The organism is Paenibacillus sp. 2TAF8, assembly GCF_052114825.1.
Classification (GTDB): domain Bacteria; phylum Bacillota; class Bacilli; order Paenibacillales; family Paenibacillaceae; genus Paenibacillus.
In genome coordinates, this window is sequence record NZ_JBFRFN010000006.1 from 362,931 (window position 1) to 379,384 (window position 16,454).

Sequence of the window (16,454 nt, forward strand, 5' to 3'; positions counted from 1 at the left end):
GCAGATGACGGTGACTCAAATTTGGCTTTCAGCGAGCTGCTGACGCCGATTCCAAGTCGTTACGAATCGGAGTAAAATAAAGCTCATGAGCAGCATCACCGCACCAGTGCCCAGCAGCATCCATGGCCCAATCATTAACATGCCAGTGGCCTGACCAGCGATCAGGGCAACCAGAGGCAGGACAACAAGTCCGCCAAGCTGGTAGGCTTCCTGAAATCCTCGTACTTTAGCCGAGATGAGCACATTCAGCAGAATAACCGCTAAACTGCATGTCGGAACAACCCAGAGAATCAGAATGATCCAGTTCCAATTCGGGAACATCAGTGTGCCGAATATTGGGTACATCAGGATATTGGCAATGACGCCGTAGATGATGAATGTCACCCAGGATAACAACAGTGACGGAATGAGAGCAGCCAGTACTTTACCTTGGAAAAGTGTGCTCATGCTCATCGGTGTAAACAACAAACCTTCCAGTGTCTTGCGTTCCTTCTCACCAGCGAAACTGTTGGCAGTCAGAATACTGGAAGCCATCACCGGAATGATGAGAAACAAAGGGGCGAACATATATAAGCCAAGAAAATAAACAATACGTTGGTTATCCGTTGTCATGGCAGCAATTGAGGGCATCTGTCCGCTTTGGATTAGCTTGTCTAATGTTTCCATGATCATATTTAAGTTACTTATTGAATGCAGATCCACTCGGGATGCTGCCCATATCATTGCGGACGGAACAATAATTCCGATGATTAACGGTACAATCAGCATAGGTAGCCATAGCTGCACGCTGGATGTGACCGAACGGATATCTTTACGAATGAGTGCACGTATCGCTTGACGATTATTCATGTGCAGTCGCCTCCCTTATCGCAAAATAGATGCTTTCCAGATCATTGCCTTCAATGCGTGCCTGATAAACCTGACCACGTTCGGTTAACTGCCGAAGCAGCAACGGAATGTGCTCACGAGATGATAATTGGAACGTTGCTGTATGCGCGGTAACCGTCTCAGGCGAATAGGTCCTTGTCTCCCAACCGTTTGGCATGTTTGCTTCAATCTCAAGGCGCGGCGCAGATTGATAACGTTGAATGATCTCCTGTTCAGTCCCTTTCTCCACAACACGACCCTTTTCCATGAAAATATAATGATCACATACGGCCGAAAGCTGAGTAAGCACGTGTGAAGATATGAGGATCGTCAAGTTCAGATCCGTATTTAATTGACGAATGATGCGAAGCACCATCTGGATTCCGTCAGGATCAAGACCATTGGTTGGCTCATCCAGAAACAGAATCGAAGGACGGTGCAACAGTACCCGTGCAAGACCCAAACGTTTTTTCATACCTGTGCTATAGGTACCAACTTTGCGATGCTGGTAATCCTGAATCTCAAGTAGCTGCACCAACTCGTCAATGCGTTCATTTACATGATTTAGACCAAAGGCATCAGCGAAAAAGAGTAAATTATCCCGCCCACTCATATTTTCGTACAAACCGCTTTGTTCGGTCAGTGTGCCGCAGATCGCCAGTACCTTTTCCGTTTCGCGTGACGTATCCATGCCTTGTATGGTAACCTGTCCGCTGTTTGCGCCCAGAACTCCGTTCATGATACGAATGAGGGTTGTTTTACCCGAGCCGTTTGGGCCAATGAGTCCGGTTATGCTGCCTTGTTGAATTGTGAAGCTGACATCCTGCAACGCGTGCTGCTCTCCGAAATTTTTATTGATATCCCGTACTACAATCATGTAGAATCACCGTCCGTTTTTTTAGTTTGATGATTATACGTACAGTGTTGTCAGATCGTTCAATGTAAGACTAAAGAAATATATCTTTGCTTCAATAGTCCCGAGAGCATAGTGCATAATTCCCCGGGAAATTTCAACAAATCGGGTCTAAGGTTTGTTTTTTTGGCAAGCTGTACAAGGTATCCTTAAAAAGAAGGATATTGTGGCCGTTTCAATGTTATGGAAAATGGAGTAATAGAGTATAGGCCGAGATATACATAATGAATTCGTCTAACACATCCGTAAATCCAGTTTGGATGCAGTAATGCTGCCAGACGATTGTGCTTAGACCCAGAGGAAAGGTGAAGTGATTCATGAGTACACCAAACGAATATCGCTTTCAGGTGAACCTGAGCGGAATGATCCAGATTTTATCGAATCATCTATATAGCAGTCCGAAAGTATTCCTGCGGGAACTTATGCAGAATGCGACAGATGCGATCACGGCACGCAAGGAAGTGGAGCCGGGATATCAGGGAGAAGCACGAATCGAGCTGACAGGAACCGGAGATCAATTGACGATGATGGTGGAGGACAACGGCGTTGGCTTGACCGAAGCGGACATCCATGAGTTTTTGGCTATGATTGGACAATCTTCAAAACGTGGTCAACAGGCGTTGCTGGATGGCGAGACATCATTTATTGGGCGTTTCGGGATTGGTCTGCTCAGCTGTTTCATGGTGAGTCATGAGATTGTCATGCTGACTCAATCGGTTAAGGGCGGGCCTTCTATGGAATGGAGAGGTAAGCCGGATGGTACATATACGATTAGACAGCTGGACACGCAATTGTCTCCCGGAACGAAAGTATATCTGCGTTGTACGCCGGAAGCGGCTCACTACTTTGAAGCGGAGTATGTGAAAGAAGCTTTATTTTATTATGGTGCGTTATTGCCTTATCCGGTCACGCTGATTCATGACGGGGTGCAGTCTGTCGTCAATCAGGATTCTCCGATCTGGCTAACACGTCCAGAGCTTGCTCGTTCCTGTCGTGCGGAAGTGCTTGCTTTTGGTGAACGTCTGCTGGGGGAGAAGTTCCAGGATTTCATTCCGCTGACAACGGCTTCGGGGCGCACGGGAGGTATTGCGTACGTACTGCCACATGCGGTGAATCTGAATGCCAAGCGTTCTCATCGGGTGTACCTGAAGCGCATGCTGATTTCGGAGAAAGCCGAGAACATTTTGCCAGAGTGGGCCTTCTTTGTGAAATGTCTGATCTGGACCGATGAACTACAGCCGACAGCTTCAAGAGAGCATTTTTATGAAAATGAAAAGCTGGAAGAAGTGCGCTCCGAGCTTGGAGACGCCCTGCGGATGGGACTGGCCGAGATGGCTGAGCAGCAGACCGAACGACTGCAGAAGTTGATTCGTCTGCATGCCCTTTCGATGAAGGCACTGGCTGTACAAGACCAGGAGTTCTACGCGATGATTCACCGCTGGTTGCCCTTCGAGACTACGAGAGGACATCGGGAGCTGGGTGAGCTAATTGATGAAGGGGAGACACTGTATTACACCGGATCCATTGATGAATACCGGCAGATTCACCATGTGGCTTCAGCACAGTCGATGCTGGTCGTCAACGCTGGTTACATTTACGATAAAGAACTGATGGCGATGCTGCCTGTCATAATGAATAATGTAGAGACTGAGCGAATTGAGCCAGATGAAGTATCGATGACATTCACGGATGTTGCACCGGCTGAACGTAACCAGTACTATGATGCGCTACGTCTGGCAGATTCGGCCTTACAACGTTTCCGCTGCCGTGCAGAAGTGAAAGGATTCAAGCCCGCTGACTTGCCGGTGTTGTTTACCCTATCTCAGGAATCATCCACGCTACGTGCACTGGAAAAAGCCAGCGAGGAGAGCACAGACTTATTTTCCTCTGTTCTGGGTTCGTTGTCGTCAGGTATTAATTCGGCAGGGTACTCGACGTTGTATCTGAATGTGAACAATCCCATCATTAAACGGGTGTTGACTTCACCAGATAATCAGATGACACCGATTGCTATTGAAATGTTATATGTTAACGCACTAATGATGGGACATTACGCCATGAACAAGCAGGAACTCGAAGTGTTGAACCAGGGAATTGTTCGGTTTATTGATTGGGGTTTACGCGCAAATACGAATCATGAGGGAGATGCCTGATGAAGACAGAGATGGATTTTGAAGATTTGATGGAAGAGGCCTATCAGCTGCCAAATGGTTCCGCAAAGCTCGGTTTTTTGGAGGAAGCAGCGCGGGTGGCTGATGTCAATGGGATGGTTGAGGAGGCGTACGAAGCACGCTCAGAGATTGTGGATGTTGCCACCTTCTGCGGGTATCCGATGAAAGCTTTGATCGCTTTTTCCTGGCAACTAGGCAAGTTCGATCAGCAGCCAGAGCTGTATGATGAAGAAACGTTATTGTGGTCGTACAAATGGATTCTCGGCAAAATGCCCGATTTCCCGGAAATTTCCCGTGAGAAGATCATGGAGTTGCTGGAGGATTTCGGAGCGCGTTTCAAGTCCTATGGCTACAGTGAGCGTTCTTATTGGTATTACCGTTTCCGCATCTTTATGGATTTTGGAGAATTGGAGGAAGCCGGACGTAGTTATGACAAGTTCAGAATGTTAGACCGCGACTTCATGAGTGACTGCGAGGCGTGTGAGCAGGATGAGATCATGCGTTATTTTATGTTAAAAGGAGACGATGAGAAGGTGCTGGAAGTGGCCAAGCCGATTCTCAAAGGACGCATGAGCTGTGCGGAGATCCCACATCTGACCTTGTCCGAAGTTCTGATGCCGCTGTATCGTCTTGGACGGAAGGATGAGGCAGATAAACATCAGGTTAAAGGATATCGTTTGATCAAAGGTGAAAATGATTTCGTGCAGAGTTTTTCAGAGCAGATGGAGTATCTCACGCTTACGAATCCTGCTAAAGGGATTGATATCCTCGAAGAAACACTGGTGCTTGCAGCCGATCATGAAGATGCGCATGCCAAAATGATGTATTATGCGAAGGCAGCTTCGTTATTGCGGCGCTGGACTGAAGAAAAAGACTCCGAAGGCTATCGCCTGCGTCTGCCAGCTTCCTTCCCGTATGAGGGAGAGCCAGGAGATTTGCTCAAACTTGCAGATTATTTTGAAGAGTATGCCCGGGCTACCGCAGCCAAGTTTGATCAGCGTAACGGAAACACACATGTATCCTCGTTAATTGCATAACTTAAAAGGCTTGTTCGTGAAGGAGAAATCCTTTCGAACAAGCCTTTTTGTCGTTTACTTGTATAGCATAATTATTGAACGGATGTTGCTGGAGGAGCACTTTCTGTCGCTTGATTAGGGGCAATCTCAGGTTTGCTCGCTGGCGTCGAGGCGTCTTTAGTGATCTCCTCAGTTTCTGCCTGCTCTGCCTGCTCTGGTTGCTCTGGTTGCTCCGGTTGCTGTGATTGCTCTGGCTGCTGTGCAGCCATCAATTCAGCGACAATGCGATCGGTCGGCTGTGTGATTAACGCATACATGATAGCAGCGTGTTCCTGACGAATGAGAGGTTTGCGTGAGAGGTAATCTGCAGCATTGTCCTCCAGCATTTTGACTTCAGGGCCGTAGATACCCAGCTTCACCATCATTTGCACCGCAGGCACAGCCCAAGCATCGGTATGGCCTGCAAGCTTAACGTCCTTAAACAGTTCGGTTGGATACTGTAGCTGAAATACTCTCCATATCATAACTGCTGCTTCTTGCCGAACAATAGCTTGATCGGGTTTAAACTGTTTCTCGTCCGCACCTGTGATCATACCCATTTCATAAGCAAGCTGGATATAGCCAGCTGAGGCATGGTCAGCCCAGTCGGTGTCTATAGGTGCTGGTGTTTTGCTAGGCTTGAGTCCACTTAATTTAAGAATATCCTCAATAAATTCCGCACGAGTTACAGTCGTTTTAGGCTTGAAAGACTGGTTAGCTTCGTTTTCGAAATATCCAAGCGATTGCAAACTATGGATCGCTTGGGCATAAGGATTGCTCTTCTGAACATCCAGGAAGCCCGCCGCTTTTTGCCCTTTTTTGGCATATCCGAATGGGTTAAGATACGGCTCTCTCATGTAGGTTGTTCCATCTTCGTAGGTTTTGAAGGCTGTGAACTGTCCTGTTAATTCATCCGTGAACAGATTGTCTTCCACTTGAATCAGCTTACGTTCACCCAAATACGGATCAATAATGCTCAATTGACTGGACGTTTCTTCGTCAGTCTGCAGTTTACTTATGAGTGCACTGATCCGAAGGTCAGCATAAAAACCGTTGAAACGTTGCAATTCTTCTGCAGATTGTGGTGTATATTCTTTAAATTGTACCGGTTTAGCATACTGCGGGAAGAATTCCTGAATAAAGGCTTGGTAGAGCAGATTACGAAGAGCACCATTCTGATTATAGGTCAGGAAAACACCTGTATTTTGCTCAGGAATAAAAAATAGATAAGAGCTGTAACCTGACAGGTCGCCTGCTTTGGTAATTACTTTGGAACTGCTTCCTGCCCCAGGAAGCTGAAATGGAGCTTCGAATCCGTAAGTGCTATCCGGCAATAATGGATGGATGGAAGAGCGATACTGCTCCATGCTTTTTACGGTCGCGGGTTGGAGAATCTGCTGGTTGTCTTTCTTGCCGTCATTCAGGAAGGCAATCATGAACTTACCGATGTCTTCGGCAGTAGACAACATGCCGCCTTGAGGCATTGGTGTTGGATTAAGGTAATACATGTCAACCGGTTTGTGTGCTGCATCATAACCTGTGGCCAGTTGCTTTTTGAATTGTTCATTGAGCATAAAGCTGCTATTGTTCATGCCTAGCGGTTTAAAGATATGTTCCTGCATATACGTCTCAAACGGCTCGCCGCTGACATTTTCCACGATCATGCCGAGTAGCAAAAACGAGAAGTTATCGTACATGTAGGCGCTACCAGGCTTTCGCACAACAGGAGGCATGTGCTTCTCGGCGTAATCCTCCATCGTTATGTACTTGCCTTGGTCTGTGTGGATGTCTTCTGGCTGTGGATCACGGATTTCGAACCCGGTGGTGTGTGTCAACAGATGTTCTACGGTTACTGGCGCATCGAATGGATTCTCGAAGTGCAAACCCTTCACATAGGTCTGAAAATCAGCCTTCAGGTCGACCTTGCCTTGCTCTACAAGCTGCATAACCGCAGCGGCTGTGAAGGTTTTGGAGACAGAGGCGACACGAAAAGCGGTGTTCTTCGGATCTACAGGTGTTTTTTGGTCCAGATCGGAATGGCCGTATCCTTTTTCAGCAATAACTTGACCATCCTTCACAACAACGACGGATGCACCAACGTAATGTGGTTTGGTTTCAGCTGAGGCGAAGAACTTATCCAGAAAAGCATTAGCCGATTCGGCATTCAGTGTTACAGGCTTCTTCGAGCCGTCAGAGTCAGGGGCTGTTGCCCCTGTCTGAGCCTGAACCTGCGGAGCCCAGAGGCTGAGAGAAAGAACAAGTGCCATACATGCGCTGGTCAGAGCGCTCCATTTGGACCGGGTATTTCGATTGAATAAATGCACATCATCACTCCTTTTGATATTTTTACCAAAGTAGATAGTTCACTGTGTATTACTGCTTCTGAGCACGATAAGTTTCACGAAAATAAACGCCGAGGTTGATCATCCAGATGACAGACAGCAGAACAATGGGGAAGGCAGCAAAGTTATACAATATGGAATATAACACCGAAACGGCCATGCCAACGCCAAGCAGGAGGTTCATCATCTGAAACGAGCGGTAGGCTGCGCGATACACAATCCATTTCTCGCCTTCATCCAGCTTTTCAAAGTGATCTTTTTTCATGTTGCGGGAGTTTAAGTCCAGAGCGCGATCAGGGAAGTAGCGATTGTAACGTTTGATCGTCACGCTTTGCAGGACAACAACGATGATTACAGCGATGCAAGCGGCGATCAAATTACCAAGCGTAAACAGATTCGAAGACTGGGGTAGGTCTCTGCTCGACGCGTATAACGACAAGGCAAGAGCGACCCATGCGAATGAAGCAATGACACCGAACGAACTGAGCATCATGGCATTTCCCAGCGAACGTTCGGCAGGAGACATCAAGGAGTGGTGGTCTTCCATGTCAGCTGCATCATCATCTTCCGCGGGACGGACAGAAGGCGTACGGGCCAGACTGATGCTATTCCAGATCATCGTAACGAGCACCACCAGTGCGATAAGAGCAAACAGCAGGTCATAATCATAATAAACGGACAGCGTCCAGTTCAGGTCAGTGGGAAGCTGGGTGATTGCGGCTGAGGAAATAAATCCGACAACAGCACCGCCAGCGGCATAGAGCGGAAGGCGCATTCTTCTTTTTTTGGATGAGGTATTAGCGGTTTGATTCATCTATATTTCCACCTTTCAATTCAAATATTTTTTCAACAGATTCGCCGAACACATGGGCTATTTTTAATGCCAGAACGACCGAGGGAGAATAATCTCCGCGTTCAATCAGAGCAATGGTTTGCCTTGATGCTCCGATGAGCTTCGCCAGCTCTGCCTGAGACAATCGGTCTCTGGCTCGTAACTCCCGAACGTGATTGTGTAATTCTTCCACGTACTCACCTCCATGAATACAATGTATATGATAATCGACTAAATGTAAAGTATAATATACAAAATGAATATGATAATTTACTTTTATGATTACGTACAGCTTGATCAAGCATGAAAAAAGGAGCCTTCAAAAGGCTCCTTTAAACGTTGTAATCTATTTATATTTCTCGTTTGCTAATCTCGTTGGGCAATCTTGAGGATTACGAAATTCTGGTAAAAACAATTGCATTGGCATTGGCATCAGGCACCAATGGTGCGGAGACCGAAGCTGCAAGCTGATCCTCGCTTACTTCAAATGTAAAATCCATGTGCAAGCCAAACAGGAGCAGTGAGACAGAGAACGTATGCTTGCCAACGTACTGCATAGGCATGTCAATGTTATTCAATCTTGTCTGCAACCCTTGATCCGTCTCATGCACGAGCAGTTCACCATAACCAGGGTGTTGGTAAATTCCAGTATAAGTAGAGACTGGAATATCCATGGGAAGGGCGGTTGCGGTCTCTTCGGGCTTTGTTTCTTCCTCTACCTGTGCTTCCTGCTGTCCGTCTTGTTCTCCCTGACCCATAAGTCTCAAAATGGTGGAGGTCCAGTCTGTAGGCTCCAGCCCGAGCAGACAGTCCATGATATAGAAGGCAACAGTATACGGAATAACACTTCCATTGGTGTTGCTTAATACAACGATCCCGATCTCTTCATCCGGTAAAAAGGCTACTTGTGAAGCGAAGCCGTCGATACCCCCGCCATGATGAATCATGGCGTGTCCCCGGTAAGGCTCTATCATCCAGCCGAGACCGTATGTACTGATAGGCAGTTCTTTGCTGTGAAATAGAGAATCAGAGACCATCTGCGGACGATGAGTTTCGGCCATCTGTTCTGTGGAGACAAGCGCTTTGTCCTGCCATTTGCCTTGCTGTATCTGGAACTGGAGCCATGCCGTCATATCTGTCAGGTTGCTGTTGATGGAGCCAGCAGGGCCAATGACATCAATGATGCGAAAAGGTATTTTCACGTTGTGTCCGTCCCGCTCCATGTAAGGCATGGCGAAGTCCGTTTGCTGCTGCATCTCCTCGACAGTAAAGAGGCTGGAATTCATCCCGAGCGGGCTGAGCAACTTGTCATAAAGTACCTGTTCCCACGAAGCACCTTTGAGATGACCTATGAGATAACCGGCAGTCATGTACATCAGGTTTTGATACTGCCATTTACTGCGGAAGTTCTGGTTTGGTTCAAGGTAGCGCAGGCTGTGCACTAGTTCTTCTCTAGAACGAGTGGAATTGTACCAGACCAATTCGTGTCTTGGCAGACCTGAACGGTGACATAACATATCCCTCATAGTGAGACGCTCTGTAGCAACCGGATCGAACATCTGGAAATCCTGCAAATAAGTTTTGACCGGTTGATCCCAGTCGAGTAGTCCCTCATCTACAAGCTGTGCTGCTACCGTCGCGGTAAAGGCCTTGGTACTGGAGCCAATGGCGAATAACGTGTCTGGAGTGACCGCAAGTCCTGCCTCCAAGTCACGATAGCCATACCCTTTACTCCAGATGACCTGATCCTTATGAACAACCGCGACCGCTGCGCCAACACCTTTCCATTGTTCGAGTTGTTTGGTTACAAAGTCCTCCAATCCTTCAAGCTTTGTCTGAAGTGATGTGACTGTGGGTGCAGATTCAGTCGTCGTTTTAGTTGTCATATAAATCTCCTCCATCCTGATCTTTCCATTTGATTCATTATCTCTTTTTTGGATTTTGCATTCATCCTCCTTGAGACTGATCTGCTTCTCGGTCTTTTAGGGCAATATGTTTTCACAGCTTAGAGCATTGCTTGTCAAACTAGTCCGCATATATCGAACAAGTCCCTCATAACATGTACTAATCAAGTAGGGGTTCTGCTGTACGCAAAATCCTGAAGTGAAAACATGTGCTAAAGGGGATGATGTCATGCGCCGAATATCATGGATGCTTGCCATGGTATTGGTCTTATCGGCCTTACTTGCCGCCTGCGGGAAGAAGGATGCGGCAGCTGTGGTCAAAGATCTGAACGAAGTCGTTGGAGAGATGGAAAGTTACCAAGGAGCAGGTGTCATGACGCTGCATACCGGAGAAACGCCGCAGCAGTACAAGGTCGAGGTATGGCATCAGAAGCCTTCGTATTACCGTATTGCATTAACAAATGCCAAGAAAGATGTTACGCAAATCGTACTTCGTAATGATGAAGGTGTGTTTGTACTCACGCCGAGTCAGAATAAAAGCTTCCGTTTCCAAAGTGACTGGCCAGATAATCAGGGTCAGGTTTACTTGTATGAAACGTTAATTCGAAGCATTACAGGGGATACGACCCGTCAGTTTGCAGATGAAAAGGAAACCTATGTGTTTGATGTTGCAGCCAACTACAATACACATGCTCTTGTAAGACAGAAAATCTGGCTGAACAAGAGTGATTACGCGCCCAAACAAGTGGAGGTATCCGACTCCAATGCCAATGTGGTGGTGGACGTGAAGTTTGACAGTTTCAAATTCGGAGCTGAATTTGGAAAAGACGCCTTTGACATGCAGCGGAACATGACGGCTGCAACCGAAGAAGGAAATAAGACAGGCACGGATGCAGGTGTGGCTCCAGCGGAGAAAACGGATGATGCAGGAGCACAGCAACCTGCCAATCCTCAGGCTGCGCCAGGCTCCGAGGGAACCGAGGGGGCTGTTGATGGACAGACCGGTGTAAGTGAGGGCGCAAATCAGCAAGGGTCAGAAGGAGCAGCAAGTGAGCAGGGTAGCGAGGAGCCTACCTTGGCCGAGCCAAAAGAATCAGGCAGCTTTGGTGTCATTCAGCCGACATATGCACCGGAAGGCGTCAAGTTGAAGGATGATCAGATTTTGGAGGAAGCCGGGGATTATTCCGTCCTGCTTCGTTATGAGGGGACATATAATTACACCATATTTGAAGCAAGACCTCAGGATCGGGCTGTATCCCTTGCGCCTTCACGTCTTGTTGATCTAGGATTTACAGCTGGGATGATCAGCGGAGATGCTTTACAGACGCTGACCTGGACTTCGGATGGCGTGGAATACCGGATTACAAGCGCGGATCTGCCTGAGAATGAAATGGTACGTATAGCCACCTCCATGCAGGAAGAGTCAGGTAAATAAAGCGAGAACGCATAGCGGTCTTATCCCAAGGAATGCTATAGAGCATCGGAGAATTCATTTCTCCGGTGCTTTATTTATTTTTATAGTACAGAAGATAGTGTCGAGTTCAGCCAAAAAAGAAAAAAACGCTTCTATGCGGAGTGAACCGGGTAATAAGTCGGTGTGAGCAGGTTATACCCAGTCATAAGAAGGTCATTCGTATTTGACGAGAGGAGCTGAATAATATCGCTTATTTCTCCTTCTTCTGTACTTGATTGTGGTACTCTGCAGACTCTTGCAGCATAAGATCTGAGAGGTAAAACTTTCGTTCATTTGACAGTGACATGCTGGAGCATTACGATGGAGTCTGACGTGAGCCGGATTAACAAGATTAGAGAAGGTGACTTAACGTGCAAGGACAATATCGGCCGACCCAGGCGGAGATTAATTTGGATCATCTGCGTAGCAACGTGGCGGCTTTTCGTGAGGCTCTGCCTCAGAGTACGAGATTCCTCGCTTGTGTAAAGGCTAATGCCTATGGACACGGCGCGGTGGAAACGGCCCGGGAATTGCAACGACTGGGTGTGGACTATTTAAGTGTAGCGTTTCTTGACGAAGCTCTTGAACTGCGTCTGCACGGCATCACAAGTCCGATTCTGGTATTAGGGTATACACCGCCTGAAGGAGTCGCTGTAGCTTGGCAGCATGATGTGACGATCACCTTGTTTAGCAGAGAAGTGCTTGAGGCTATTAAACAGGTGAAGCGAGACACATTTGTGAATCGTTTGAAAGTTCACATCAAAATTGACAGTGGCATGGGCAGACTGGGCTTGTTGCCTGGCAATGAGGCCATTGACTTTATACAAGAGGTGTCCTCACTTGATCAGGTGATGCTTGAAGGCATGTTTACTCACTATGCTAAAGCAGATGAACAAGACAAGAACTATACACTGGAACAGTATCGACGGTTCCAGAGCGTCGCAGAGACGCTCCGGGATCAGGGATGTGTCATCCCGATTATACATACGGCGAACAGTGCGGCTGCTATTGATACACCTGAATTATCTTATGATATGGTGCGTGTGGGCATCAGTCTGTATGGACTGTATCCTTCAGCAGAGGTGAATCATCAAGTAGTGAAGCTGCTCCCGGTATTGACACTGAAGACAAAAGCGGTTCTGGTCAAAACTCTGCCGCCCCATTGGGGGGTCAGTTACGGAACCCGTTATTTTACACAGGAAAATGAACGAATAGCGACCTTGCCTATCGGCTATGCAGACGGATTCTCAAGAATGCTGACAGGCAAAGCGCAGGTGCTTGTACGTGGCCGCCGCGTTCCTGTCGTCGGTACGATCTGCATGGATCAGTGCATGGTGTCGCTACAATCTTTCGCAGAAGAAGCGGAAGCAATTCAAGCCGGCGAAGAGGTTGTTCTCATCGGCCACCAGTCCGGCGGTGTAATTACCGCTAGTGAGGTGGCAGACCAGCTCGGTACGATTCACTATGAAGTGATCTGCATGATGGCTCATCGCATTCCTCGGGTCTATACCCGGGGAGGAGAGGTAGTCGCCAGAATCAATCCCCTTTTGACAACGTAATTCGCAAATTGGACACGATTACCAGCAAAGTTTTTTTCAGAACAGAAGGAATACTGTCGCAGCATCTCGAAATATGTACGATGTCAGGAATTAAATCCCGAAATGCGATGTTTAGTCTGTACGAATAATGATTCCCGTGTTTATAATGGAGTACAGCATACTTGATATACGCGGGGCATATATATTCCTTTGTATAAAAGTTCTGGAAAAGCGTAATACTGGTTCACAATGGCGAAAGGTTTGTGGGGGTGGAAGAAAGGTGGCCAACTTGCAGAACACCAAGCGGATTATGATCAGTTTGCCTGATTATCTTTTGCAGGAAGTGGATGGCATCGTAGCGCTGGAGAATTCCAACCGCAGCGAATTGATTAGGCAAGCAATGAAGCTGTACTTGACTGAACGGAAGAAACGTTATATCCGTGAATCAATGCAGCGAGGGTACATGGAGATGGCGAAAATCAACCTGACCATGGCATCCGAAGCCTTTCACGCGGAGGAAGATGCGGACAGCACTCTGGACCGCTTAGTTAGCGGGGTGTAGACAGTGATCGTAAAACGTGGTGACGTTTTTTTTGCGGATCTTTCTCCCGTTGTCGGTTCTGAGCAAGGTGGCGTCAGGCCGGTTCTGGTCATCCAGAACGATATCGGCAACCGGTTCAGTCCAACCTGTATCGTGGCGGCTATTACCGCCCAGATTCAGAAGGCAAAGCTGCCAACACATGTCGAGATTGATGCAGCGGCGCATGGCTTTGACCGGGACTCGGTGATTTTGCTCGAACAGATTCGGACGATCGATAAGCAGAGGCTGACCGACAAGATTACGCATTTGGACGAGGAGACCATGAAATTGGTCAACGAGGCCTTGCAGATCAGCCTGGGTTTAATTGATTTTTAGGGTGGCAGAACGGTATTTTATCCGTTAATGTACCTGTCCGTTGACAACGGATGTTCCTGGAAGGGAACACACAATTTCAGAATGTTACCTTAAGAGCGTACGATACCTTTATGGGTGTTGTGCGCTCTTTTGGTTAAGACTTGGTGAAAGCGTAGAACAATGATGATCTTTTCGTTATAATGGAACCTGAGAAACCGTTTACCCGAAAGACCTATATAGATAGATGGAGGAGACATATGAGCATTTACATCAATCAGGAGAAACTTCAGTTTCATTTACAGACCCGCGAGGCGAGCTACGTATTTCAGGTACTGCCTTCGGGATATTTGGTGCATTTGTATTATGGCAAAAAACTGCGTGATACCGATCTGAGCTGGCTTCATGTTCGGACGGAAAGAGCATCCTTTAGTCCTAACCCGGTGCCCGAGGATCGTACCATTTCGTTCGACACTCTACCAGTAGAGTTGCCGGTCTATGGCACAAGTGATTTCCGCAACCCGGTGATTCAGCTGGAACTAGAGAATGGTTCAACGGTATCCGAGTTTACGTATAAAGGCCATCGTTTGGTCAAGGGGAAAGAGGCGTTAACGGGACTCCCGGCAACGTATGTAGAATCCGAGGATGAAGCGGATACGCTCATTATTGAAATGCAAGATCAGGTGTCAGGTGTGAAAATCGAGTTAACGTATACCGCGTTTACTGCCTTTAATGCCATTACCCGCTCAATGCGTATCGTGAATGAGAGCGCTAACGTAGTGAATGTTCTGCGAGCACTCAGCTCTTCTGTAGACCTGCCACATGCAGATTACGAATTGCTGCAACTCTCAGGTGCCTGGACTCGTGAACGTGACATCGTTCGTCGTCCGCTTGCTTCCGGATTGCAAGGGATTGAGAGCCGCCGTGGCTCCAGCAGTCACCAGCAAAATCCGTTCATTGCCCTGATGACACCGGGAACAGATGAAGATCAAGGCGAAGTGTATGGATTCAGTTTAGTATATAGCGGCAGCTTTACTGCACAGGCAGAAGTGGATCAGTTCTATACCACTCGTGTATCTGTTGGTATCAATCCGTTTGAGTTCAGCTGGAAGCTTGAACCGCAGGAGTCGTTCCAGACACCTGAGACTGTCATGGTTTACTCGGCTACGGGTCTGGATGGAATGTCCCAATCCTACCATGAGTTGTACCGGGAACGTCTGGCACGTGGACAATTCCGCAATGCGGAGCGTCCTGTGCTGGTGAACAACTGGGAAGCAACGTATTTCGGCTTTAATGCCGACAAGATTGAGCAGATCGCACGTGCAGGACAGAAGCTGGGCATTGAGCTGTTTGTGCTTGATGACGGCTGGTTCGGTCATCGGGACAGCGATAATTCATCCCTGGGCGACTGGATTGTGGACAAAAACAAGCTTCCGCAAGGATTGGATGACTTGGCTAACCGTGTCACAGATCTGGACATGCAGTTCGGGCTGTGGTTCGAGCCAGAGATGATCTCCCCGGACAGTGAACTGTATCGTAAGCATCCGGACTGGTGTCTGCATGTGCCGGATCGTCGCCGTACCGAAGGAAGACAGCAACTTGTGCTGGACTTCTCCCGTCAGGATGTTCGTGACGAGATTGTTCGGATGTTGTCTGACATTCTGAGTTCTGCACCGATCACTTATGTGAAGTGGGACATGAACCGGAACATGACAGAGGTCGGCTCTGCATTGCTCCCGGCGGACAGACAGCGCGAAACGGCACACCGTTATATGCTCGGACTGTACGAAGTGATGGAGCACATCGTTACCTCCTTCCCGCATATTTTGTTCGAAAGCTGCTCTGGTGGCGGCGGACGTTTTGATCCGGGAATGTTGTATTACATGCCTCAGGCATGGACCAGCGACAACACGGATGCGATCTCCCGTTTGCGGATTCAATACGGTACAAGCCTTGTATATCCTGTAAGTTCCATGGGTTCACACATTTCGGCCGTGCCAAATCATCAGGTGAATCGCATCACTTCTCTGGAGATTCGCGGTCATGTTGCCATGTCGGGCAACTTCGGATACGAGCTGGATTTGACGAAGTTTACAGACGAAGAGAATGCCATTGTAAAAGCACAGGTCGAACTATACAAGGAAATCCGCAGTACCGTACAATACGGTACTTTCCGCCGCCTGCTCAGTCCGTTTGAAGGCAATGAAACGGCATGGATGTTCATTGCACCAGATGGCAGTGAAGTAATTGTATTCTACTTCCGTGTACTTTCTGAACCGAATGCACCACTTCAGCGCCTGAAGCTGAAAGGGCTTGATCCAAATGAGGATTATCGCCTGAAAGGCGGCTCAGAGACGTTTACAGGCGATGCTTTGATGTATGGCGGTATTGCTGTGGGTAGTGAGTCGGGAGACTACCTGAGCGAAATGTTCCGGTTTGAGCGGGTCTAAATAAGTTTAACTAGAGATTTTACACAGTCCACTCCGA

13 protein-coding genes are annotated in these 16,454 nt (G+C 47.8%); 7 read left to right on the forward strand and 6 right to left on the reverse strand.

The annotated features are described in order from the left end of the window. Positions 1-15 precede the first annotated feature (15 nt). On the reverse strand, positions 16-849 hold the full coding sequence (locus AB4Z30_RS11715) for an ABC transporter permease subunit (RefSeq protein ID WP_441926408.1): 834 nt from the start codon (positions 847-849) through the stop codon (positions 16-18). Next, positions 842-1,744: an ABC transporter ATP-binding protein gene (locus AB4Z30_RS11720; RefSeq protein WP_441926410.1), complete on the reverse strand. Its 903-nt coding sequence runs from the start codon at positions 1,742-1,744 to the stop codon at positions 842-844. Before AB4Z30_RS11720 ends, AB4Z30_RS11715 begins: the two co-directional genes overlap by 8 nt. 353 nt (positions 1,745-2,097) lie before the next feature. On the opposite strand from AB4Z30_RS11720, the gene AB4Z30_RS11725 reads away from it, so the two are divergent. Beyond that, a complete protein-coding gene (locus AB4Z30_RS11725; protein ID WP_441926412.1) occupies positions 2,098-3,933 on the forward strand; it encodes an HSP90 family protein in 1,836 nt (611 codons plus the stop codon). Then, positions 3,933-4,988 carry a hypothetical protein gene (locus AB4Z30_RS11730; RefSeq protein ID WP_441926414.1) on the forward strand — a complete coding sequence of 352 codons (1,056 nt, stop codon included), beginning with the start codon at positions 3,933-3,935 and terminating at the stop codon, positions 4,986-4,988. Before AB4Z30_RS11725 ends, AB4Z30_RS11730 begins: the two co-directional genes overlap by 1 nt. Positions 4,989-5,059: 71 nt before the next feature. On the opposite strand, the gene AB4Z30_RS11735 is transcribed toward AB4Z30_RS11730, so the two are convergent. The 4 genes from AB4Z30_RS11735 to AB4Z30_RS11750 all read right to left on the reverse strand — a co-directional run bounded on the left by AB4Z30_RS11735 (position 5,060) and on the right by AB4Z30_RS11750 (position 10,066). Then, on the reverse strand, positions 5,060-7,330 hold the full coding sequence (locus AB4Z30_RS11735; RefSeq protein WP_441926416.1) for a serine hydrolase: 2,271 nt from the start codon (positions 7,328-7,330) through the stop codon (positions 5,060-5,062). 49 nt (positions 7,331-7,379) lie between these two features. Beyond that, on the reverse strand, positions 7,380-8,162 hold the full coding sequence (locus AB4Z30_RS11740; RefSeq protein WP_441926418.1) for a DUF3169 family protein: 783 nt from the start codon (positions 8,160-8,162) through the stop codon (positions 7,380-7,382). Further along, positions 8,146-8,373 (reverse strand): helix-turn-helix transcriptional regulator, encoded by a 228-nt coding sequence (locus AB4Z30_RS11745; protein ID WP_090918145.1) that lies wholly within the window; start codon positions 8,371-8,373, stop codon positions 8,146-8,148. The genes AB4Z30_RS11740 and AB4Z30_RS11745 overlap by 17 nt, the downstream gene beginning before the upstream one ends. 199 nt (positions 8,374-8,572) lie before the next feature. Then, on the reverse strand, positions 8,573-10,066 hold the full coding sequence (locus AB4Z30_RS11750; RefSeq protein WP_441926420.1) for a serine hydrolase: 1,494 nt from the start codon (positions 10,064-10,066) through the stop codon (positions 8,573-8,575). A 247-nt stretch (positions 10,067-10,313) separates the two neighbouring features. Between AB4Z30_RS11750 and AB4Z30_RS11755 the strand changes: the two genes are divergently transcribed. The 5 genes from AB4Z30_RS11755 (at position 10,314) to AB4Z30_RS11775 (ending at position 16,417) form a co-directional block, all read left to right on the forward strand. Beyond that, positions 10,314-11,519 carry a DUF4367 domain-containing protein gene (locus tag AB4Z30_RS11755; protein WP_441926422.1) on the forward strand — a complete coding sequence of 402 codons (1,206 nt, stop codon included), beginning with the start codon at positions 10,314-10,316 and terminating at the stop codon, positions 11,517-11,519. A gap of 389 nt (positions 11,520-11,908) precedes the next feature. Beyond that, entirely contained in the window at positions 11,909-13,096 is a 1,188-nt protein-coding gene (alr, locus tag AB4Z30_RS11760) for an alanine racemase (RefSeq protein WP_441926424.1), read from the forward strand. Positions 13,097-13,355: 259 nt separating this feature from the next. After that, positions 13,356-13,637 carry a CopG family ribbon-helix-helix protein gene (locus tag AB4Z30_RS11765; protein WP_024630715.1) on the forward strand — a complete coding sequence of 94 codons (282 nt, stop codon included), beginning with the start codon at positions 13,356-13,358 and terminating at the stop codon, positions 13,635-13,637. 3 nt (positions 13,638-13,640) lie between these two features. Beyond that, positions 13,641-13,991, forward strand: coding sequence for a type II toxin-antitoxin system PemK/MazF family toxin (locus AB4Z30_RS11770; RefSeq protein WP_024630714.1), 351 nt, complete (start codon positions 13,641-13,643; stop codon positions 13,989-13,991). A gap of 236 nt (positions 13,992-14,227) precedes the next feature. Beyond that, a complete protein-coding gene (locus AB4Z30_RS11775; RefSeq protein ID WP_441926427.1) occupies positions 14,228-16,417 on the forward strand; it encodes an alpha-galactosidase in 2,190 nt (729 codons plus the stop codon). Positions 16,418-16,454: the final 37 nt, after the last annotated feature.

Excerpts from the sequence above, each read along its gene's own strand:
- AB4Z30_RS11715 (WP_441926408.1), bottom strand. The coding sequence starts at position 849 with ATGAATAATCGTCAAGCGATACGTGCACTCATTCGTAAAGATATCCGT.
- AB4Z30_RS11720 (WP_441926410.1), bottom strand. The coding sequence starts at position 1,744 with ATGATTGTAGTACGGGATATCAATAAAAATTTCGGAGAGCAGCACGCG.
- AB4Z30_RS11725 (WP_441926412.1), top strand. The coding sequence starts at position 2,098 with ATGAGTACACCAAACGAATATCGCTTTCAGGTGAACCTGAGCGGAATG.
- AB4Z30_RS11730 (WP_441926414.1), top strand. The coding sequence starts at position 3,933 with ATGAAGACAGAGATGGATTTTGAAGATTTGATGGAAGAGGCCTATCAG.
- AB4Z30_RS11740 (WP_441926418.1), bottom strand. The coding sequence starts at position 8,162 with ATGAATCAAACCGCTAATACCTCATCCAAAAAAAGAAGAATGCGCCTT.
- AB4Z30_RS11750 (WP_441926420.1), bottom strand. The coding sequence starts at position 10,066 with ATGACAACTAAAACGACGACTGAATCTGCACCCACAGTCACATCACTT.
- AB4Z30_RS11755 (WP_441926422.1), top strand. The coding sequence starts at position 10,314 with ATGCGCCGAATATCATGGATGCTTGCCATGGTATTGGTCTTATCGGCC.
- AB4Z30_RS11775 (WP_441926427.1), top strand. The coding sequence starts at position 14,228 with ATGAGCATTTACATCAATCAGGAGAAACTTCAGTTTCATTTACAGACC.